Consider the following 22,214-nt stretch of genomic DNA (forward strand, 5'->3'; position numbering starts at 1 on the left):
GTTAAACTAAAACATTATAAATCGTTAGTGGATACCTAAGGTAATCAAAAATAGGGATAGGTAGAATGGAACGTTTGATGCTGTATATGAAGAGGTTTAGTAGAACCTAGGACACATATACGGGCTCAGCAGGTTCATAGTAGCTATGATACTCAGCCGGAAGTCAAATTAATTTTGAAATACTTCTATGGTAACATAGGAGAAGGATAAAACTGAGTGAGCCAAGGAACCTAGTCGGTAATAGAAAAGTGGAAGTTAAAACAAATATAAGATTTTAGAATTAATTTAATTAATGAACGGAATTAATTTAATGATATTTAAAGTTAGACGGTTATAAATTAAACATTTCAAAATTAAACCATATCCAAATTCATAAATATAGCTAGATCATATCACTAGTTTAAAAATAAATAAATCATTTCAAATTACTATTAAGTAAGGTATTAATACCTTACTTAATAGTAATCTCATTACATAAGAGAATTACTAGATTAGCAGACAGATTCATAAAAACTATATCAACTAGGACAATAGAAAATATATTTATACACTTCCTATTATCGAGCGAACGCCTTATGCGATGAAAGTCGCACGTAGGGTGTAGACCAAGCGAAATCCTATGCATTTAGGATAGTGAGGTATAGCAAAGGAGAAAATACAGATAATTTAGGTGTGGAACTAATAAGTGAAATAACAAAACATGGTGTAAAAAGAACTTTAGCTACTATGCAAAAAAGTCATCTTATAATTAAAGGTGATGTAACAGAAACAGCAGAACTTAAAGTAGCTGATAAAATGGTATCTGTAGAAAAGGGTGATGATAACCTAAAAGTAGCAAATAAAATAGTTAAGGCTTTTGAGGATGATGAAGATTGGACTGCTGAGAAAATATATATAGTAAGAGCGGGAGAAAATCCATCATCAAATGTAACATTTACATCTAAAAAAGTTAGAGAACATGTAGATAATTTAGGTGAAAGCGGACATGGTATAGTATTTTCACAAGCAAATGAAGAAACAGGAGATACTGGTATTTCAGAAGTTAAAGAAATATGTAATGTAACTGTAACAAAAGGTGCTACTAAAAATGGAGAGATAAAAGTTAGTATAAAGGATACTAAAAACAATAGAACTTTATCAAGTGTTTCTATAAATGTAGCAAAAGGCGATGATACTAAAAAAGTTGCTGAAGCTATATCAAATGCATTTAAAAATGATGCTCAAAGCAAAAGATTATATAAGATAGAATTACAAAAAGATAATTCTAGAATAGTATTAACTCAATCGGTAGCAGACAACAATATTAATACGGCAGTGAGTATAGACAAATAGTTTACTATTTGGGCTAAAAATAAGAAAAAAGGTTGAATAGATTTAATTTATTCAACCTTTTTAATTAAATATTATTATAAAATTTAATTAAATAATGTTGTAAGTACTTATTATGTAATGTATAATTTATGTTAACTTCCAAATTTCTATTGTCGATGGAACGCCTTATGCGATGAAAGTCGCACGTAGGGTGTGGTCCAAGCGAAATCCTATGCATTTAGGATAGTGAGGGATAGCAAAAATGATAAAAATTATGTTGTAAGTAATATAAAAGCTGATAATCCAGAAGATTTAAATAGAATTTTAAAAGCAGAAATGGAAAATTATCCAAATACTATAGAATTTAAAGTTAAAACTGAAAAGATACAAGAAACATTTAATAATTTAGAATCAGCATATGATGATTATTTTAAAGAAAATAGAACAAAATATCCTAATATTAAGTATGGGATAAAATTAAAAAGTCCAGATGGTAAATATAATCCAGCAGATGAATATGTAGATGTAATATTTGAAGCTAAATATGTAGTTTATGGAACAGAAGAAGAAATTCCAGCAGAAAAACTTAGGAGCTACGAAGACGAAGCAGAAAAAATAGCGAAGGACTTTGTAAATAAAGAAATAGAAGGTAAAAATTTATCTGATGCAGAAAAGGCTTTAAAGATAAATGATTATTTAGTAAAAAGAGCAGCATACCATCATGAAGGTGTAAATACATACTATGTAGAAGACCATATCGCATATGGAATTTTAAGTGATCGAAAAAAAGGTGTTTGTGAATCCTATGCAAAAGCATTCCAATTACTTGCAGAGAAATCAGGATTAACAAGCATTTACGTTACAGGACAAGGAAAGAACCCTAATAAAGATAAAGGAGAAGCTCATGCATGGAATATGGTGAAAATAGATGGTCAGTGGTATAGTATAGATACTACCTGGAACGATATTGGGGAAGGAAGTAGATATGATTACTTCTTAAAGTCAGATGATGATATGAAAGCTACTCACACAAGATCAACAGATTTTAATTATCCTACAGGAAATGGAACAAAAGATTTTGTTGCAGAATTAAAATTAAAATAAAAGTAAGCAAGCTCAGTTTCTTTCGTAAGGATTCCAAGAATCATGAACAAATTATAAACAAAAATAAATAAAATATTAATTAGTAAAGCTTAAAAGGATAGTCTGTTTTGACTATCCTTTTTTTAAATTTCATTATAAAGTAAAAAATTTTTGTAAAAAATAAATATTTAGACTAAAGATTTTCTAATAAACACGATAATTATAGTAGAAGAGATATTAAATGATTCGATTTCAGATATACCTAATGAAGTTTTATATGATTATTATAAAATAAAGAAAAAAGGATAGTCCGTTAAGACCATCCTTTCGTGAGTTTTATTATAATGACATTTAAAAGGCTAAGAAGATTTTAAAGTATCCATATATAATAAATCACTCAGCGCCATTAATCCTAAGTAATGGCATAACATAGGAAATCAATCCATGAGGGGGATGAATTCCTACAAAGTGTATTATAAATCAAATATCAACAAAAGTCATTATAAAATTGAAGGAAATTGAGTAATACTAATACATATATTACTTAATTAGGTTTATATGGAAGTGATATAAAAGTAAAAAATATATTCATTGAATGCAAAAATTGCTATATCAAAATAAAATTTTGATATAGCAATTTTTTATGAAATTTATATAAAGTGATGTTTAATAATTAGGATATATATAGTAATTTATATTAAAAATACTTATAAAATAAAATCTTATATATTTAGGATAGTGAGGGATAGCAGAGTATCAGCAGATAGTGGTAAACATGAAATTGAATCCACTGTATACAATTTATATAAAGTAAATTCTAATAATTACGATATATATAATAATTTATAATTAAAATTTTAATAATATTGTACGTTCATTAAAATCCTTATAAAATCATATATTTAGTTTATATTATCGATAGAACGCCTTATGCGGTGAAAGTCGCACGTAGGGTGTGGACCAAGCGAAATCCTATGTATTTAGGATAGTAAGGGATAGCAAAGAAACAGAAGAGAAAGAAAAACAAGAACAAGCTGAAAAGGAAAGACAAAAGAAATTAGCTGATAATCAGTCAGTGCAAAAAGCAAAGGATAATTTAAATTTAACTAATTTAAATTATGTAAGTTCTAACATTAATTTACCAAAGGATATTGACGGAGTTTCAATTACTTGGAAATCTAATAACACTAGTGTACTTGATGAAAAAGGAAATGTTACAAGACCATCAGCAACAAAGGGAGATACTTTAGTAACTCTAACAGCTACATTAACAAAAGATGAAGCTAAAGATACAAAAGATTTTATAGTAACTGTTAAAGCTAAAGATTTTACAGATGAAGAACTTGTAGATACGGCTCTTGGTAATTTACAAATAGAAGGAAGACTTGATTCTGTAGTAGATAATTTAAAGTTACCAACTAAAGATGGTAAAAATGCTGTAGATATAACTTGGAATTCAAGTAATGAATCAGTAGTTTCAAGTGCTGGTGTAGTTACAAGAACGGATAAAGACGAGAATATTACATTAACAGCTACATTAAAAAAAGGCTCTATTACAAAAACTAAAGAATTTAATATAGTAGTTAAAGCAAAAGAAAAAGATACACAAGAAGATTTAAAACTAATTGCAAATTCCTTAGAAATAACTAATAAAGATAATATAGAAAAAGACATTAATCTACAAACTTCTTTAGATGGAGCAACTATAACATGGAAATCAAATAACGAAACTGTAATAACTAATACAGGAAAAGTTTCAAGACCACAAATAGGAAAATCAGATGAAAAAGTAACATTAACTTCTACTATAACTAAAGATGGTAAAAGTGAAACTAAAGATTTTACCCTAACTGTTAAAGCTGAAAAACAATTAGTAGCTAATAATAAACAAGAGTTTAACCAAATTTTAAAACAAGCAATAATAGACTGTAAGCCTACAGTTGATATTAGCTTACCAAACTATGATTCTAATAGTAGTGAATATAATTTTGATGATTATCAAAAATTACTTGTTGAAATTGGTGAAATGGATTTTGGAAAGCCAGGGGTATCAGGTAGATCTAAAAATGACGGAAAAGGTTGGATAATGACAGTAGAATTTGAATATAAAAAAGATGCAGCTGAAGTTAAAAGACAAAAAGAAGCTACAATAAAGAAAGCTAAAGAAGTTGTAAAAGATGTTATAAAGCCAGGAATGACTGATTTTGAAAAAGAGTTAGCATTACATGATTATATAGTAAGAACTGCTGATTACAATGTAGAAAACTATAACAAAGGCAAAACTACTTTAGAAGATCATACAGCTTACGGAGTATTGGTGGATAAAATTGGTGTTTGCGAAAGTTATGCTAAAGCTATGAATTTACTTTTAAAAGAAGTTGGAATTGATTGTAAATACGTTACAGGGTTTTCTAAGCATGACGGAAAGAAAGGCGGCGGACATGCTTGGAACATGGTTAAGTTAGATGGAGAATGGTACAATCTAGATGCTACATGGAATGATCCAGTTTCTGATAGAAATGGTGCTGAAAGTGTAAACAAAGACAATACTTCACCAGCAACAGTTAATCATACTTATTTTAATCTTCCAGATGATATTTTTAACAATGATCACATAAGAGGAGATTTTGAAGAAAAGAATTATCCAAAATGTACAGCTACAAAATACTCATACCACAATATGGATGTAGATGAATACACAGCTGACGGAAAATTAATTGAAAAAGTTACAACTAAAGATGAATTAGATGCAAAAATATTAGAAGCTTTAAAAAATAAAGAAACAACTTTAAGTTTAAGAATTAAAGGCTTTAAAATGACCCAAAAGGAATTAAGTGAAGAATTTAAAGCAGTTGCAGAAAAAAATAGAGTGGGTAGATTTAGTTGGACTACAAGTGCACCAGATGATTACCATGTTAACTATACTATAGAGTGGTAATTTACACTTAACAGCCCCGGGGTCATGAACAAGTTGTGAACAATACTAATCTAATTAAATAATCAATGTAGAATTGCTATATCAAAATTTTATTTTGATATAGCAATTTTTTTATGAAATTTATATAAAGTCATATTTAACAATTACGATATATATAGTAATTTATATTAAAAATACTTATAAAATAAAATCTTATATTAGTATCTATTGTCGATGGAACGCCCTATGCGGTGAAAGTCGCACGTAGGGTGTGGACCAAACGAAATCCTATGTATTTAGGATAGTGAGGGATAGCAGTGAATCAGCAGACAGTGGTGAGCATAAAATAGAATCCGCAAAAATAGGAATATTAGAAGGAACAACACTTAAAGATATTCCAACGGGTACAACTATAGAACAATTAAAAAAAGCATTAACAGTATCAAAAGGAGCTAATATTCATTTTGTAAAAAAGAATGAACAAGATACTCCAGAAATAAAAGACCTAACAGAATTAGTAACTGATGAAATGGAAATAGTAGTGGAATCAGGAACACAAACAGTATATACAATAGAAATAATTTAATAGAATGATCGGAAACATTTCAAACTTAATTCACATCAAAACAATTTAAATTCATAAAATATCCAGGACACATCACTGGCTAAAAAATTAAATACATTTCATAAAAGACCAATCCTTTTGGGGTTGGTCTTTTTCACTGCAAGCACCCTAGTATGATGAAGACTTGTATGTAAAAAGGATATTTATACTGTAGAACTATAAATGGTTAAATTTATTACCTAATACTCATTATTGATAAAATCATGAAATTAAAGTAATATGTATATACAATAGTTTAATACCATATAAATATAATATTTTAAGAGGAAATTTTGAACTATATACTTATTTGGGCACTTTGTATATAGGGAGTTAGTAGTGCAACCGACCTTGATTAATCAGGGTCGGTTTTTATTTTTAAATAAAGCAAGAAATAACTAGGAGGGGGTATATTGAAAACCTTTGACAAAATAATTAAAGGCAGAAAAAATATCATAATTATTTTGACGTTTTTATTTCAGATATTATTATGCTCAAAAACTGTATTAGCAGCAGATGTAGATGTTATAGATAATGTTAAAATAACTAATGAAAAGGGGGTAGTGCAAGGTGGTTATAGACCAGGTGATAGAATAAAAATTGATGTAGATTGGTCTATTAAATCAGAAACAAAAGCTGGAGATACCTTTAGTTTAAAGATACCTAAAGAATTACGAGGATTTAATGGTACAATTCAGTTAAAGGATAAGGAAGGACGTAATTTTGGTACAGGAGTAGGAAAAGGTGATATAATTACTTTTACATTTTCTGATATTGTTGAGAAATTGGAAAACATATCTGGGTTCTTCTATATTCAATCAGAAATTAAGTATATAGAGAGGCAAGGTGAAATAGAAGTTCCATTGGTGTTTGAAGTAAATGGTAAGGCTATTAAAAACTCAATTATTGTTGATACAGGAAGTACAAATTCTGGAGGAAGTCCTAGTAAAATAACAGAAATGTTTCAAAAGTGGGGCAGAATTAATGAGAATGATGATAATATAATAGACTGGGTTTTACGAGTAAATTATAAAGGTGAACAACTATATAACATCACCATAACTGATATGATTAGTAAGGGACATGAATTTGTTGATGGTAGCTTGGAATTATATAAGGGATATACTAATCATCGAACTGGAAATATAGATAATCAAACTAAAGTTCCATTAAAATATCCTGTTAATTTTTCATCTTCGCCCTCTGGATTTAAATTAAAGCTTTATAATGAAAGTGAAACATATACATTGTATTATCAAACAAAAATTGTAGATAAGAGTATATCTGACTTTAGAAATAAAGCAACCTTAGAAGCATATAATAAAAAGCCAATTATTAAAGAAATAATGGTAAAAGATTTTTCTAGTGGTGGAGGTGCTTCAGGTGATTTAAAGAAATATAAAGGGAAGTTAAAGCTTATTAAGCAGGATAAAACCACCGGAGAATTATTAGAAGGTGCTGTGTTTGAATTAATTAATGATGAAAATAAAGTAGTAACAACACTTACAACAAATAGGAAGGGTGAGGCTATTACTAATGAGGTTTTAGGTGGAATATATACACTTAAAGAAATAAAGGCACCAAAAGGGTATAAAATAGAGTTAGAGTCTGAAGAAATTACTTTAAATTTTAAAGAAAATAAAGAGATTAAAAAGATTGTAACAAACAAAAAAGTAACACCATGGACTCCAATAGAGCCTATTAAAGGAAGTATAAAAATAACCAAGGTGGATAAAGATAATTTAGATAAAGTATTAGAAGGAGCAGAATTTACACTTAAGGGTATATCAGAATACAATAAAAACATTAAACTAATAGGAACTACTGATAAGAATGGATTATTAGAATTTAAAGATATACCATATGGAAAATATACGCTTAAAGAAATAAAGGCACCAGAAGGATATAGAATATATGAAGGAGAACAAGAAATAATAATAAAATCACAAGGTAAAGTAGTAGAAGTTAAAGTAGAAAATAGGAAATCAAAAACAAGTTCAGGTTCAGGCTCAAGAAACCCAGATCCAGAAAAACCGAATTCAGAAAAGCCAGATACAAAAGAACCACCAGTAGATAAAGGCGATGAATTACCTCCTCAGGAGTTAGATGTTATTAAAGATAAATTAAAAGATAAATTGGTAGATAAAGATAAAAAACCATCTGTAAAAGTAAATGAAGTAGAGAAAAAGGATTCTAGTGTAAATATACTGCTTGGAAAAAAAGAAGTTAAACCAAAGAAAAGTGTAGATGTACTTCCAAAGACGGGAGAAAATGGTCCAATATTTAACTATGTTTTGGGATTGCTTTTAATTGTAGGTGGATTATATTTAAGAAAAAGATGAAATATAATTAAAGAATAATCAATTAATCTCTATAAGATATTTTGCATATATTATAGAGATTTTTTATGCTTTCGTTAGACACAGAAGTAAGGCTTATTGCAGAAATAAATAATCTATTACATAAAAATACAATAATGGTAGACATTGATTTTAATACAATAGTATAATATAATTAAACAAAGAGTATTAAATAATCGTGATTTCCACGATAAAGGCAAAACTATTGAAAGATAGTGACGCAAAGCTATAGGGTCTGTAAAATGACAGCCAGTTATCGAAAGGAGAATTTTTATGAAGAAGTTTTTTAGAGGATTTCTAACTATCGTTTTTTTATTTTCATATTCAAACATTTGTTATGCTAAGAATATAAGTTCCAATATAGAATTTATTAATAAAAATATTTCAGCAGTTAATAGCTTATGTGCTTCTACTAATACACAAAATTGCAGACAAGCATCATCAATACAGCAACTTAAACCATTATTAAAAACAGCCATGGAAAATAGAGAAGTTAATATAGTGATAAAATATACTGGTATGGATTGTTATAACAAAAGAAATGTAGATATAAATAAAATAAAAGATATTACAGAAAAACTATTAGATGAAGACCATTATTTAAAATATTCAATTATAGGATATCGTATTGGAACATCAGGATATTATGGAAATGTAAATATTAAATTTAATTTTGACTATTTAACCACAAAAGCTCAGGAAGAATATGTAGATAAAAGGGTTGAAAGTATATTATCAGATATAATAACTGATGGAATGAATGATTATGCAAAAGAAAAGGCTATACACGATTATATAGTAGCTAATGTTCAATATGATACATCCTTACAAGAATATAGTGCTTATTCAGCATTAGCTAAAGGAAAATCAGTTTGCCAAGGATATTCTCTTTTAATGGTTAAAATGCTACAAAACGTAGGAATTAAAAGTATAATTGTAGAAAGTATACCTATGAATCATGCTTGGAATATGGTTTATATAGACAATAAATGGTATCATGTAGATGCTACTTGGAATGACCCTATTCCAAATGTGCCTAATAGAGTTTTATATGACTATTATAATCTTACAGATTATGAAATAAGTCAAAATATAAATGGAAAAATGCATGTATGGAATAGATATGAATATCCATCAACTAAACATTGATGGAAGTTTATAATACTTGGTTAAGTGATTATATAGATGATTATAATATAGTAGTTTATTAAATGAATACAAAAAGGAACCAATGTTAATAAGTTGGTTCCTTTTTTATGAAGTTAATTAAAGTTGCTTATATAATTGTGTAAATAATTCGTACATAAATTTTTGTTCATGGTGTATATGGTGTAGAAGTGTCTGCCAAACCTTATCTTCTTTTTCATATTCCATGATATTACATAATAAATTTATAAAATACATATCATATTGGAAAAACTCATGGATAATTTTTTTGATTTCCATTATTACATAAGGATTAGCAGGTCCATGGGAAAAACATCTTTTTTTAAGGTTTTCTACTTTCTTATTAAGTTTTGAAAAATCAGAATTTACCTTTTTAAGTTCATCTAATAGTTTTTTAGGCAATTTTTTATTAGTAAGTTTTGCTACCGTCTCTATAAATATTGGGTGTTCACTAGAAATATCTGTCCATAATAATAATTCATTAAAAACACAGGTTAAATTTGTGGCTAAAGTATAACAGTACAATTGTATCCTCCTATAAACATTATACATACATATTATATGTAAAAACTTATTAATCCGTTACAAAATAATTGTAAGGAAAAAAATATATGAATAAAATGTCAATTTTTATGTTGTGTTTTTATTAAATTATTATATAATTTAATTACATGGTAAAATTTACAGGAATTTGCCATTAATTATTATTAAAATATTTAAAATGGGAGGGAAGTTTCAATAATTATCGATATATTAATAAATCAATAATATAGGAGTGCGGTGCAAAAGTGAAAAATTTGAATCTAAGCAAAAGACTTATCCTATCTTTTACTCTTTTAATTATAGTGATAATCACAAATGGTATTGTTGGTATCAGATCTGTAAATAAAATGGATTTTAACGCTAATGAAATTGCAGGTTCTATGGATGCAATAAATAGAATTAGGCATATAGAGACCCATTTGATTGAATCTAAAGCAAGTACAATAATATTACTTAACGAAAAAGATGTAAATAAAATTAATAGATTAAAAGAAGAGTTAAACAGTTTAAGTGAAGAAACTAATGAAATAATAAGAGAATGTATTAATTCACAAGATAGTTGGTTTAAAGGAGAGGCAGAAGTATTTAAGGAGTTTCAAAATAAACTAAAAGTATACAGGAGTACTAGAGATGATATATGTAATTTAGTTCTACAAAATAATTACAATAAAGTGTTAACCCTTAAAGAAATACATAAAAATCAGTGGATGGAACTTAATGAACTTATAAATAAGATAATAGATATAAATATTAAAGGTGGAGATAAGAAAAAAATAGACAACCACATAATTCATAAAGATTCTGTATACATAGTAAGTTTTACAATGGTTTTGGGAGTAGTATTTAGCGTGTTTTTTGTTATAAATTTATATAAGTATATAATGAAAAATTTAAGAAAAGTAATAAAATTTTCTCATAGAATTGCAAAGTATGATTTTTCAGAGGATATTGTTACAGAAAGAAAGGATGAGTTTAAAGATATAGGAGATGCCCTTAATATAGCTCAAGATAATGTAAAAAAACTTATTAGTACAATAGTTTTAAAGTCAAAGGAACTGAGTAAGTTTAGTGAAGAACTTTTTGCCACCATTGAGGAAATGAATGCAAAGTTTAGTGAGATAGATAAAGATACAAATAAAATAGCAAGAGAAATGCAAGAATCTAGCTCTGCAACAGAGGAAATTTCTGCATCTGTTCAAGAAGTAGATTCTAGTATTAATATACTCACTCAAAAAGCAGTTGATGGAAGTAATGTTTCTATTAAGTCCAAAGAAAGAGCAGATAAAGTTTATAAAAATGGAGAATTAGCAGTTAAGGAAACAGAAGAATTATTTAATAAAAATAAAGAAAAAATATTAAAAGCAATAGAAGAAGGAAAGGTTGTAGAAGATATAAAAGTTATGGCAGATACTATAGCAAGTATAGCGGAACAAACAAATCTTCTTGCATTAAATGCCGCAATAGAAGCTGCAAGAGCAGGAGAGAACGGAAAAGGATTCGCAGTAGTTGCTGATAAAGTAAGGGAACTTGCTGAACAGTCATCAGAATCTGTGCTTAATGTAAAATTAACCATAGAGAAAGTAAATAAAGCTTTTAATGAGCTATCAGAAAACTCAATATTAACTTTGAAATTTATAGATTCTAAAGTTAGAAGCCAATTTGATGATTTTTCTCATATGGGATATCATTATTATAAAGATGCTGAGTTTACATCTAAAATGTCAGAGGATATAGCCTCTATGGTAGAAGAAATAAATGCCATAACAAAGGAAGTAAATATTTCAGTGCAGGGAATGGCAGATATGGTACAAGAATCTTTTAAAAGTTCATATTCTATTGAAGAGAGTATAAAGGAATCATCTGATGCTATGGAGCAAATAGCAATAACAGCACAAACACAATCAGAACTTGCACAGAATTTAAATGAAATTGCTGAAAGGTTTATATTATAATATTTATAAAGATAAAAACAGTTACTATTGTGTTTAAAGAATAGTAACTGTTAATTATTTAACTTATTTGTAGGTAGTTAATTATAGTCCTATAGAACACATAGGGATAGTTACAAGAAGTAAAACTAATATAGGGAATATAATTTGAGTCATAGCTATGTCAAAATAACCTTCTTTATGAGTAAGTCCACATATGGCAAGAAGAGTAATTTGAGCTCCTTGATGTGGCAAAGTATCAAATGTACCTGATGCAATTACAGAAATTCTATGGACATATTCTAAATTAACTCCCATATTAATGTATGTGTCTTTTAAGGACTCAAAAGCAATTCCTAAACCACCAGAGGCTGAACCAGCAGCTCCAGATGCTATAGCTACAGTGATTGCAACAAATAACATAGGTGACATTTTCATAGTTTTTAATTTATTAATAATTTTTTCGAAGCCGGGTGTTTCTTTTACAACACCTGCGAAACCAACCACTATGGCTGTATTTAATATAGCTGTAGCTGAATTGATAGCTCCCTTATTTAAGGTATTTATCCATTCTGAAGGACTATCTATACGCTTCCAAAGTAGAACAATTGCAGAAATAATTCCTATTGTAACCGCACCTTCCACAGGTAGCTCTATAATATTGAAGCATATTAAGATTAATATGGCGGGTATTGCAGACATTATTGGATTTGGAAGGTCTTTATTATTTTTTGAAATATTTTTATCATCTATATACGGAATTATAGTAGGATCTTCATAAAAAGTATACCCCTTTTTAGTTAATTTACTTGATCTATATTCAAACCAAACACAGATTAAAATTAATTGAGCTAGAGCTGATGCTATAGCAGGTAACAAAGCTGCGGTGGAGCTTGTTTCAAGATATCTCATAGCAATTATATTTTGAATGGATGGACTTCCAGGACCTGTCATAGACCATGTCCATGCCCCTGCTGATATAGCAGCTGGTATAAGTCTTCTTGATAAATTAGCACTTTTAAATAGCTCAATTGCTATAGGATACATAGCAAAGAAAACTACAAATCCACTTATTCCGCCATAAGTTAATAATCCAGTAATAATCATTATTAAAGGTGCTACAAATTTTCCATTGGTTATTTTAATAAGGCTATGTGCAATGGATTCAGCAGCACCAGTTTCTTGCATTATAGAGCCAAATACTGCACCTACAAAGAAAACTAGAAAGAACTTTTCTACATAATTTGCTGCAGCATTCATATATGGTCCAAGCATTGTGTCGAACATTGGAAGTTTTGAACAAACTATTACAAACAATGATACAAGAGGACCTAAAATTAAAGCACTAACTCTTTTAAATGCTAATATTGTAAATAGCACCAGAGCAATTATAATAATCCATATATCCATAATAAAACCTCCATTATTTTTATTGGATATTCAAACTATTTAACTAAAAAATGTTTTTTAAAAATCCTGTACAAATAGAATGTACAGGATTTAAGAACATGTAAATTATATTATCTAAAAATACTACCACTTATAATCATTTTTTGTATTTCATTTGTTCCTTCATATATTTGAGTTATTTTAGCATCTCTCATCATTCTTTCAACATTGTAATCTTTCATATAACCATTTCCACCAAGCATTTGCACTGCTTCAACAGTAACTTTCATTGCAAGATCCGTACAAGCAAGTTTTGCCATTGCCGCAGAAACTGAATAAGGTTTTCCTTCATCTTTATCAAGAGCAGCTTTATATAGTAAGTATCTAGCTTTTTCAATTTCAACAGCTAATTCAGCCATTTTAAATCCTAAGTATTGATTTTTATAAATAGGTTTTCCAAATTGAACTCTTTCTTTCATATAGTTTTTTGCTATTTCAAAAGCACCTTCTGCTATTCCAAGGCCCTGAGCTGCAACCCCAATTCTTCCGCCATCAAGTGTACTTAAACCTATTCCAAGTCCTTTACCTTCTTCTCCAATTAGATTTTCAGCTGGAACTTTACAGTTATCATAAATAACATCTGATACTTGGGCAGCATTTATACCACACTTATTTTCAACTTTACCTATTGATATTCCAGGGAAGTCTTTTTCAACTATGAAAGCTGATATTCCTTTAGGTCCTTTACTTTTATCTGTTATAACAAACACTACAAAAGTATCTGCAACAGGTGCATTTGTTGAAAAACACTTAAGTCCATTTATTATATAATGATTTCCTTCTTTAATTGCAGTTACGGAACCATTAGCTGCATCAGAACCAGCTTCTGGTTCTGTTAAATTAAAAGCACCAATTTTTCTACCTGTTGATAGATCAGGAAGGTATTTTTTCTTTAATTCCTCAGAAGCATTATTGTATATAGCACCACTACAAAGAGACGCATTTACTGAATAACTAATTCCAAGGGATGCATGTACTTTTGAAATCTCTTCAACAGCTAGTACATATGACATGTATCCTCCACCAGTTCCACCATATTCCTTTGGGAAGGGGAGTCCTAATATACCCATTTCACCTAATTTTTTATAAGCTTCCATAGGGAATTCTTTATTTTCATCATTTTCAATTGCTATAGGTTTAAGTTCATTTTCCGCAAATTCTTGCACCTTTTTTCTTAATAGTTCTTGTTCTGGTGTTAAATTAAAATTCATATATAATTCCTCCTTAAAAATAAGTTATATTTATTACTTTAATCCCATAGGTTTATCAAAGAAGATTCGACTATCCATAAGTTTAGGCTCGCCTTCCATTTTAGGTTTAAAATCCATTAAATCCAATATATCTTTTTGTAGGTCAACTCCGGGAGCTATTTCTGTTAGATATACACCATCATCTTTAAGTTCAAATACAGCTCTTTCGGTTATATACATTACAGGTTGCTTTGTTTTTTGGGCATATTCTCCACTGAAAGTTATTTGTTCAACTTGATTTATGAACTTTTTAGCTTTACCTTCTTGCAGTATATTTAATTTTCCGTCTTTTATTTCTATTTTTAATCCGCCAGCTGTAAATGTTCCGCAGAAGAATACTTTTTTAGAATTTTGAGTTATATTTATAAAACCACCACATCCAGCTATACGAGGACCAAATTTACTTACATTTATATTACCGTTCTTATCTGTTTGGGCAAGACCTAAGAATGCTAAATCTAATCCTCCACCATCATAAAAATCAAATTGATAAGCTTGGTCTAATATTGATTCTGGGTTAATACATGCACCAAATGCAGTTCCACCTTCAGGAACTCCACCTATGGCACCTGCTTCTACAGTTAAAGTCATATATTCTCCTATACCTTCTTCATTTGCTACTAAAGATATAACTTCTGGTATTCCTATTCCAAGGTTTACAGTAGTACCGGGTTCAAGCTCCAAAGCAGCTCTTCTTGCGATTACTTTTCTTTGATTCAATGGGGCTTTTTCTACAGTACTTACAGGAATTCTTACTTTACCAGTTCTTGCTGATTCAAACTCACATCCAAAACATTGTTCATGGTCTTCAGGTTCGGCAATTACAACTCCATCTACATATATTCCTGGTATTTTTACAAGACGTGGATCAAGTGTGCCACATTCCACTACTTTTTCCACTTGTACTATAACAATTCCGCCAGTATTTTTAGTGGCTTGAGCTATGGATGTAACCTCAAGGCTAGCTACTTCATTTTCAAGGGTTACATTGCCTTTTTCATCTGCAAAGGAACCACGTAAAAAACATATATCTATTGGGAATGATTTATATAATAATCTTTCTTCGCCTTTAATATTTATAACTTCTACAATATCCTTTTTTGTTATTTCATTTAATTTTCCACCTTGTAATCTTGGATCTACAAAGGTATTTAATCCTACATGGGTTATTGTACCTATTCTTTTTCCAGCAATATCCCTAAATAACTGAGAGAGTGTTCCTTGAGGTAAGTTATAAGCCTCTATTTCATTATTTATTGCCATCTTTCCAAGGGAAGGTGATAAGTTCCAATGTCCACCTAAAACTCTTTTTGTCATACCGGCATGTGCAAAACGATCTGCACCTTTTCCGTTTCCATCTCCTTGTGCCGCTGCATACATTAAAGTTAAATCTTTAGGACTAGATGTTTCAAGAAAACGATTTTCAAGTGCCTTTGTTAAGGCCTCAGGGCAGCAACTACCTACAAATCCTCCAGTTACTATTAAATCGCCATCTTTAACTAAATTTGCGGCTTCATTAGCTTTTAAAAACTTTACCCCCATAGATAATCAAATCTCCTTTCATAACTTTTATGAATATGATTTCTAGCAATTTTTAAAATTAGATTTTCTCTTTTCTAGAAAGGCCTTCATACCTTCTTTTTGGTCTTCTGTTGCAAAACATAACCCAAATATATCCGCTTCATATTTATAGGCTGATTCTGTATCCATATTCATACCATCATTTATAGCTGCTTTTGCTAAGCTAACAGCATATGGTGCTTTACTCATTATTTTTTTAGCTAATTCTCTTGCTTTGTCTATTAATTCATCAGCTTCATAGACTTTGTTGACAAGTTGTATACGATAAGCTTCATTAGCATCTATCATATCAGTAGTAAATATAAGTTCTTTGGCAGTTCCTTTGCCAACTAATCTTGGAAGCCTTTGGGTACCTGCAAATCCAGGTGTTATTCCTAAGTTTACTTCTGGTTGTCCAAATTTTGCATTTTTAGAAGCAAGTCTTATATCACAAGCCATACATAATTCACATCCACCACCTAGTGCATATCCATTAACAGCAGCTATTACTATTTGAGGCATATGCTCAATATCAGAGAATACTTTTTGAGCAAGTCTTGCTAAAGCTCTTCCTTGTTTTGCATTTAGATTTTGCATTTCAGTTATATCTGCTCCTGCAACAAATGCTTTTTCGCCTGCTCCAGTTATTATTACAACCTTAACATCATCACTTTCAGAGATGTCTTTTATAGCTGCTCCTAATTCGTTTAAAGTTTCACTATTTAAAGCGTTAAGAGATTTAGGTCTGTTGATAGTTATTTCTACTATACCATTCTCCTTTTTTAAAATAATGTTTTTCATTAGAACCCCTCCTATATAATAAAGTTTTTAAAGAATATTCTGTATTTTGATTATATTTTGTTTTTGTATTACTATATTACTATAGCATGATTGTATTTATATTAACAAGTACTTACTTTTTTGTTAGCTGGTTACTTCAATGTAACCATTTTAAGCTTTATCATAATTTATGGAGGGGATTACTTGTGAAAAAAGTGACAAAGGATGTTTATGTTTGTGGTGTTGAACTTACTACAGATATATTAGGTGGTAAGTGGAGAATAATGATACTTTGGTACCTAAGAAAGAAGAGTCTTCGTTTTGGACAATTAAAGAGATCCCTAAAGGGTATAAGTGAAAAGGTATTAAGTCAGGAATTAAAGCAGTTAACCGAATTGGGGCTTATCGATAAAAAGGTGTATTATCAAAAACCACTTAAAGTAGAGTATAGTTTAACGAATTATGGTAGGACATTTCTGCCTACACTTTACTCTATATTTGAGTGGGGAGCACATTATGCTGAGATATTTAATATACCATTAATTATAGATGAAGCTACTATAGATGAAGTTTTAAATGAAAAAGAAAGATTCTTATTAAAATATAAAAATAATAAATTGGAATCTGTGAATTAATTAATATTTTAATGGAAAAGGAATTAGAAAAACATAAAATTATCTGACAAAGTAAAAGTAAATGTGGATAAAATGTATAAAGAAGAGACAGCCAAGCTATCTCTTCTTTTCTTATTCATTATCTAAAACTGTAAGTTTTTCTTGTCCTATTTTGTAGAATTTATAAATATTTTTAAGTTCTATCATGATAATTTCCCATTTTCTTAAATATTGGTACTGTCACCTGCCTTTATAAATAATAAGATATATTATATAATAATGTTCATCATTTTAATGTTAACAAGATATTCTTATGTGATATTTTGCTAAATCGTAAAGGAATATTAAATATTTAAAAGAAAGGGATGATTAAATGGATTTTGATTATTTTAATCAGATTATAGTATTGTACGGAAGTAAAATAATATTAGCAGTTGCAACATTAGTTGTAGGATTATATGCAATTAAAAAGATAGTAGGACTTTTATCTAGAAGATTTTCTAAAATAGGATTAGAAAAATCTCTACAGTCTTTTTCAATATCCTTTACTAGTATAGGATTAAAAATATTACTTGCTGTAACAATTGCTTCAATGCTAGGAGCAGAAATGACTTCTTTTGTTGCAATTCTTGGTTCTGCAGGATTAGCAGTTGGACTAGCATTACAGGGAAGTTTGTCAAATTTTGCAGGAGGAGTTCTTATTCTAATATTAAAGCCTTTTAAAGTAGGAGATTACATAGAAGCTGCAGGTCATAGTGGAACTGTATCTGAAATACAAGTTTTTTATACTATATTAAATACGCCAGATAATAAAAAGGTAATAATTCCAAATTCCAATATATCTAATGGCAGTGTCACAAATTATTCTGCTAATTCTACAAGAAGAGTAGATTTGATTTTTAGCATAGATTATGATGAGAATATAGAAAGAGTAAAAAAGGTTTTAATAAATATTATAGAGAGCAATTCTTTAATATTAAAAGAACCAGATCCTCAAATATTAGTGGGAGAACATGGAGATAGTTCAGTAAATTTATATGTTAGAGTTTGGTGTGAAAATAAGGATTATTGGAATATATATTTTGGATTAATGGAAAAAGTAAAAGTAGAATTTGATAAAGAATCTATAAATATACCATATCCTCAAGTAGAAATACAATATAAAGGACAAAAGGCACAGTAGTAGTGTCTTTTTTTACGAGTTAAATGTTAAATAAATAACATGAATATTCTGGATTTTATCAGGAAAATATTATAAAATATATAGTATAATCCTGTATTCTAAAGAATAAGAAAGGGGAATTAGATGAATACACTTAGAACTTAGCTCAACATTGATTAAGTATTAACAATTAAATAGGGGGAATTGAGATGAATTGGGAAGATATTTACAAAAGTAAGCTATTATCATCAAAGGAAGCTGTTTTAAAATTAAAATCTGAAAACCACGTAGCAGTTGGACATGCTGCTAGTGAACCTAGACTTTTAATGAAAGCTTTAGTTGATAATAAGGAAAGTTTTAGAGATTTAAAACTTTATCAAATGATAGCTTTAGAAAAGAGTGAATGTGCTAAAAAAGGTATGGAAAAACATTTTAGTTATAATTCTCTTTTTGTAGGAGGAGGGAGTAGGGAAGCTATAAATGATGGAAGAGCTGATTATATTCCTTGTTTTTTTTCAAGGATACCAAGACTTTTTAGAGAGAACTATATAAAATTAGATGCGGCATTAATACAAGTTGCACCTCCAGATGAGCATGGATTTTGTAGCTTTGGTGTTTCTTCTGATTATATAAAACCTGCAGCAGAATGTGCAAAACTTGTTATTGCAGAAGTAAATGATAAGATGCCAAGAACTTTAGGGGATAATTTTATACATGTTAGTGACATAGATTATATAGTTGAAAATTCTCGAGAGATACCAGAGCTAAAACCTTCTAATATAGGTGATATAGAAAGGGCAATAGGAGAAAATTGTGCATCTCTTATAAATAATGGAGATGTTTTGCAATTGGGCATAGGTGCAATTCCAGATGCAGTACTTTTATTTTTAAAGGATAAAAAGGATTTAGGAATACATTCAGAGATGATTTCTGATGGGGTGGTAGATTTAGTAAAGGCAGGGGTAATAAATAATAAGAAAAAGACTTTGCATCAAGGGAAGATAATTGTTAGTTTTTTAATGGGAACAAAGAAATTATATGATTTTGTGGATAATAATCCTATGGTGAGAATGTACCCTGTGGATTATGTTAATAATCCTGTAGTTATTAGTAAAAATGATAATATGGTCTCTATAAATTCCTGTATTCAAATAGATCTTATGGGTCAAATAGATGCAGAAACCATAGGCTTTACCCAAATAAGTGGTGTTGGTGGACAAATAGATTTTATAAGAGGAGCAGGTCTTAGTAAAAATGGAAGGTCTATCATTGCAATACCTTCTACTGTAGGAAATGGAAAAATATCTAAAATAGTTCCTCTATTAGATAAAGGAGCAGCAGTAACTACCACAAGAAATGAAGTGGATTATGTAGTTACTGAATACGGAATTGCAAGACTTAAAGGTAAAAATTTAAGGGACAGGGCCCGAGAACTTATTAAAATAGCTCATCCTGATTTTAGAGAGGAATTAAAATTAGAATATAAGAATAGATTTAAAGAAGAGTTTAAAAGAATAGGATAAATACTAGTAAATAGGAGCTGTTATATTAGTGATTTTTTAAATCGCTATTAACAGCTCTTTTTTTTAAGAAAATATTAAGGTTTAATTAATGTGTTATTCATGGAAAATTTTGATAAGCTGTGATAAAATTATTTCATATATGAAGTAATTTGTACTTAACATAGGAAAATACATATAAAGAAAGGATAAGTATGGAGGATAAAAAGATTTTTGAATTATTAAAAGATATAACAAATCTTTCTAAACTTATGAATAGAAAGTTAAATGCTAAAATGGATGGAAAGAAGATAAGTCCCTATCCTATGATTATACTAAATCAACTAGATAGTAAAAAACCTACAACTTTAACAGACATAAGAGAAAAATTGGGTATACCTAATAGCACTATATCTACAGTTCTTGATAAGCTTTTAGAAAAAGGATTAATAAGAAAGGAAAAAGACGAAACTGATAAAAGAAGAACCTTTCTTTATCTTACAGAAAAGGCCTATGAAGAAGAAAGAAAGATAATAAAACAGCATGTTGAAGTATTTAAGGAAGTTTTATCTAAAGCTACGGATGAGGATTTAAATACTTTAATAAATAGTACTAAGCTTTTTATTAAATTAATTGAGAAAGATAATAAGGAGGACGAGTATAAATTATGAAAAAAAAGTTTAAATTAAACAAAAAATATCTAATATTTGGAGTAATAGCTGTAGTTATAATATTAGTAGCATTTTCAACAATTAAAGGGAAAAAGGATAATTTCACACAAGTAAGCACAAATACTGTTAGTAAAAAGAATTTAAATAAAGTTGCTACAGCAACAGGAAATGTGGAGGCAAACCATAGAAATGATATAGCTTTAAATCCATCTCTAAAAGTGATTAAAGTAAATGTTAAAGAAGGACAAATGGTTAAAAAAGATGATGTATTAGTGGAACTAGATTCTAAAGATTTAAAAACTCAACTGGAGAAAGCTGAATTAAACCTAAAGAATGCCAATGATACATTAGCACAATTTCAAGGAGCAGAGGTGGAAAATCAGAAAAAGACAGCATCAGGTTCTTTAGTACAAGCAAGACTTGCATTAGAAAATGCTAAAAGTACCCATGAGGATTTATCAAAGAAACTATCACAAAACAAGAAATTATTTGAAGGAGGATATGTCTCTCAAAATGAATATGATGCTTCTGTAAAAGCGGCAAAAGAGGCTGAAAATGGAGTTAAAAATGCAGAAGCAGCATTAAAAAATGCAGAAAATAATTTATCAGGAATAGACATATCTACAAATAATAAAATAATATCTCAAAGAAATCAAATCGCAATGATTCAATCAGATATAAAATCCATAAAGGATAAAATAGAAGATTGCTATATAAAAGCAAATGTTTCTGGAAAAATAGTTAGAATGGATGCAAAGGAAAATCAATATCCTAATTCAGGAGAAATGATAGTAATAGATGATGTTTCTAAGTATAGAGTTAATGCAGATATAAATCAATATGATGCAGTTAATATTAAAAAGGGACAAAAGGTAAATATAAAAATTAAAGGTATAGATAAAGAGTACAAAGGTAAGATAGAAGAAGTAGGAGAAATTGCAGAAAAGAAAATAGCTAAAAGTGGTGCTGGAGCAGATGCAGAGCATAAATTAAATATAAAAGTAGCTTTAGACAAATCTGATAGTAAGGTAAAATCAGGTTACGAAGCAGATTTAGAAATTATATTACAGGAAAGAAAATCATCTTTAGCTATAGGATTTGATGCTATAAGACAGGATAAAAAGGGAGGAAAAAAATACACATACGTATTAGATCAAGATAATGTTGTAAAGAAAAGAGAAATAAATACAGGATTAGAAACGGAATATGATGTAGAAATTTTAGGCGGATTAAAAGAAGGAGAAAAATACATTATAAATCCTCCAGAAAATCTAAAAGATGGAGAAAGAGTTAATCCTGCAGGTGAATAGTAGGGG

The 22,214-nt window shown here is 29.1% G+C and carries 17 protein-coding genes and 2 riboswitches; of the genes, 12 read left to right on the forward strand and 5 right to left on the reverse strand.

Going from position 1 to position 22,214, the window contains the following annotated elements; translation table 11 throughout:
- Window positions 1-633 precede the first annotated feature (633 nt).
- The 6 genes from B5D21_RS09230 to B5D21_RS09255 all read left to right on the forward strand — a co-directional run bounded on the left by B5D21_RS09230 (window position 634) and on the right by B5D21_RS09255 (window position 9,424).
- Window positions 634-1,332: a hypothetical protein gene (locus tag B5D21_RS09230; protein WP_011098766.1), complete on the forward strand. Its 699-nt coding sequence runs from the start codon at window positions 634-636 to the stop codon at window positions 1,330-1,332.
- 225 nt (window positions 1,333-1,557) lie between these two features.
- Window positions 1,558-2,415, forward strand: a complete 858-nt coding sequence (locus tag B5D21_RS09235; protein ID WP_052042368.1) for a transglutaminase domain-containing protein — start codon at window positions 1,558-1,560, stop codon at window positions 2,413-2,415.
- Between the two features lie 934 nt (window positions 2,416-3,349).
- On the forward strand, window positions 3,350-5,332 hold the full coding sequence (locus B5D21_RS09240; protein WP_011098768.1) for an immunoglobulin-like domain-containing protein: 1,983 nt from the start codon (window positions 3,350-3,352) through the stop codon (window positions 5,330-5,332).
- 283 nt (window positions 5,333-5,615) lie between these two features.
- Window positions 5,616-5,897, forward strand: a complete 282-nt coding sequence (locus B5D21_RS09245; RefSeq protein WP_035124693.1) for a hypothetical protein — start codon at window positions 5,616-5,618, stop codon at window positions 5,895-5,897.
- Between the two features lie 295 nt (window positions 5,898-6,192).
- Window positions 6,193-6,275: riboswitch (cyclic di-GMP riboswitch) on the forward strand.
- 53 nt (window positions 6,276-6,328) lie between these two features.
- A complete protein-coding gene (locus B5D21_RS09250; protein WP_011098770.1) occupies window positions 6,329-8,257 on the forward strand; it encodes a SpaA isopeptide-forming pilin-related protein in 1,929 nt (642 codons plus the stop codon).
- Between the two features lie 203 nt (window positions 8,258-8,460).
- Window positions 8,461-8,536, forward strand: a riboswitch (cyclic di-GMP riboswitch).
- A gap of 12 nt (window positions 8,537-8,548) precedes the next feature.
- On the forward strand, window positions 8,549-9,424 hold the full coding sequence (locus B5D21_RS09255; RefSeq protein ID WP_011098771.1) for a transglutaminase domain-containing protein: 876 nt from the start codon (window positions 8,549-8,551) through the stop codon (window positions 9,422-9,424).
- Window positions 9,425-9,541: 117 nt separating this feature from the next.
- Here the strand turns inward: B5D21_RS09255 and B5D21_RS09260 are convergent, their stop codons facing one another.
- Complete coding sequence (locus B5D21_RS09260) at window positions 9,542-9,967, reverse strand: DUF2935 domain-containing protein (protein WP_035124696.1); 426 nt, start codon at window positions 9,965-9,967, stop codon at window positions 9,542-9,544.
- Between the two features lie 263 nt (window positions 9,968-10,230).
- Here B5D21_RS09260 and B5D21_RS09265 point away from each other — a divergent pair, with 263 nt between their 5' ends.
- Window positions 10,231-11,937: a methyl-accepting chemotaxis protein gene (locus tag B5D21_RS09265; RefSeq protein ID WP_011098773.1), complete on the forward strand. Its 1,707-nt coding sequence runs from the start codon at window positions 10,231-10,233 to the stop codon at window positions 11,935-11,937.
- A gap of 81 nt (window positions 11,938-12,018) precedes the next feature.
- Here B5D21_RS09265 and B5D21_RS09270 read toward each other — a convergent pair whose 3' ends face one another.
- The 4 genes from B5D21_RS09270 to B5D21_RS09285 all read right to left on the reverse strand — a co-directional run bounded on the left by B5D21_RS09270 (window position 12,019) and on the right by B5D21_RS09285 (window position 16,973).
- Entirely contained in the window at window positions 12,019-13,323 is a 1,305-nt protein-coding gene (locus tag B5D21_RS09270; RefSeq protein ID WP_011098774.1) for a GntP family permease, read from the reverse strand.
- A gap of 110 nt (window positions 13,324-13,433) precedes the next feature.
- Window positions 13,434-14,573: an acyl-CoA dehydrogenase family protein gene (locus tag B5D21_RS09275; RefSeq protein ID WP_011098775.1), complete on the reverse strand. Its 1,140-nt coding sequence runs from the start codon at window positions 14,571-14,573 to the stop codon at window positions 13,434-13,436.
- 33 nt (window positions 14,574-14,606) lie between these two features.
- Entirely contained in the window at window positions 14,607-16,154 is a 1,548-nt protein-coding gene (locus B5D21_RS09280) for an acyl CoA:acetate/3-ketoacid CoA transferase (protein ID WP_011098776.1), read from the reverse strand.
- Window positions 16,155-16,196: 42 nt separating this feature from the next.
- The gene (locus B5D21_RS09285) at window positions 16,197-16,973 is read right to left on the reverse strand and encodes a short-chain-enoyl-CoA hydratase (RefSeq protein ID WP_011098777.1); all 777 of its coding nucleotides are present in this window, start codon (window positions 16,971-16,973) and stop codon (window positions 16,197-16,199) included.
- A 185-nt stretch (window positions 16,974-17,158) separates the two neighbouring features.
- Between B5D21_RS09285 and B5D21_RS09290 the strand changes: the two genes are divergently transcribed.
- From B5D21_RS09290 to B5D21_RS09310, 5 genes are all read left to right on the forward strand, one after another.
- Complete coding sequence (locus tag B5D21_RS09290; protein WP_052042369.1) at window positions 17,159-17,587, forward strand: winged helix-turn-helix transcriptional regulator; 429 nt, start codon at window positions 17,159-17,161, stop codon at window positions 17,585-17,587.
- 352 nt (window positions 17,588-17,939) lie between these two features.
- The gene (locus B5D21_RS09295; protein ID WP_011098779.1) at window positions 17,940-18,749 is read left to right on the forward strand and encodes a mechanosensitive ion channel family protein; all 810 of its coding nucleotides are present in this window, start codon (window positions 17,940-17,942) and stop codon (window positions 18,747-18,749) included.
- Window positions 18,750-18,937: 188 nt separating this feature from the next.
- A complete protein-coding gene (locus B5D21_RS09300; RefSeq protein ID WP_011098780.1) occupies window positions 18,938-20,251 on the forward strand; it encodes an acetyl-CoA hydrolase/transferase family protein in 1,314 nt (437 codons plus the stop codon).
- Window positions 20,252-20,442: 191 nt separating this feature from the next.
- Complete coding sequence (locus tag B5D21_RS09305; protein WP_011098781.1) at window positions 20,443-20,898, forward strand: MarR family winged helix-turn-helix transcriptional regulator; 456 nt, start codon at window positions 20,443-20,445, stop codon at window positions 20,896-20,898.
- The gene (locus tag B5D21_RS09310) at window positions 20,895-22,208 is read left to right on the forward strand and encodes an efflux RND transporter periplasmic adaptor subunit (protein WP_011098782.1); all 1,314 of its coding nucleotides are present in this window, start codon (window positions 20,895-20,897) and stop codon (window positions 22,206-22,208) included. Before B5D21_RS09305 ends, B5D21_RS09310 begins: the two co-directional genes overlap by 4 nt.
- The last annotated feature ends 6 nt before the right edge of the window (window positions 22,209-22,214 follow it).

Origin of the sequence: Clostridium tetani, from assembly GCF_900167265.1 — a bacterium.
Taxonomy (GTDB): Bacteria; Bacillota; Clostridia; order Clostridiales; family Clostridiaceae; genus Clostridium_G; species Clostridium_G tetani.

What these genes read in the sequence shown, in the direction of transcription:
- B5D21_RS09280 (WP_011098776.1), bottom strand. Translation starts at nt 16,154, where the DNA reads ATGGGGGTAAAGTTTTTAAAAGCTAATGAAGCCGCAAATTTAGTTAAA.
- B5D21_RS09270 (WP_011098774.1), bottom strand. Translation starts at nt 13,323, where the DNA reads ATGGATATATGGATTATTATAATTGCTCTGGTGCTATTTACAATATTA.
- B5D21_RS09285 (WP_011098777.1), bottom strand. Translation starts at nt 16,973, where the DNA reads ATGAAAAACATTATTTTAAAAAAGGAGAATGGTATAGTAGAAATAACT.
- B5D21_RS09300 (WP_011098780.1), top strand. Translation starts at nt 18,938, where the DNA reads ATGAATTGGGAAGATATTTACAAAAGTAAGCTATTATCATCAAAGGAA.
- B5D21_RS09305 (WP_011098781.1), top strand. Translation starts at nt 20,443, where the DNA reads ATGGAGGATAAAAAGATTTTTGAATTATTAAAAGATATAACAAATCTT.
- B5D21_RS09295 (WP_011098779.1), top strand. Translation starts at nt 17,940, where the DNA reads ATGGATTTTGATTATTTTAATCAGATTATAGTATTGTACGGAAGTAAA.
- B5D21_RS09275 (WP_011098775.1), bottom strand. Translation starts at nt 14,573, where the DNA reads ATGAATTTTAATTTAACACCAGAACAAGAACTATTAAGAAAAAAGGTG.
- B5D21_RS09310 (WP_011098782.1), top strand. Translation starts at nt 20,895, where the DNA reads ATGAAAAAAAAGTTTAAATTAAACAAAAAATATCTAATATTTGGAGTA.
- B5D21_RS09255 (WP_011098771.1), top strand. Translation starts at nt 8,549, where the DNA reads ATGAAGAAGTTTTTTAGAGGATTTCTAACTATCGTTTTTTTATTTTCA.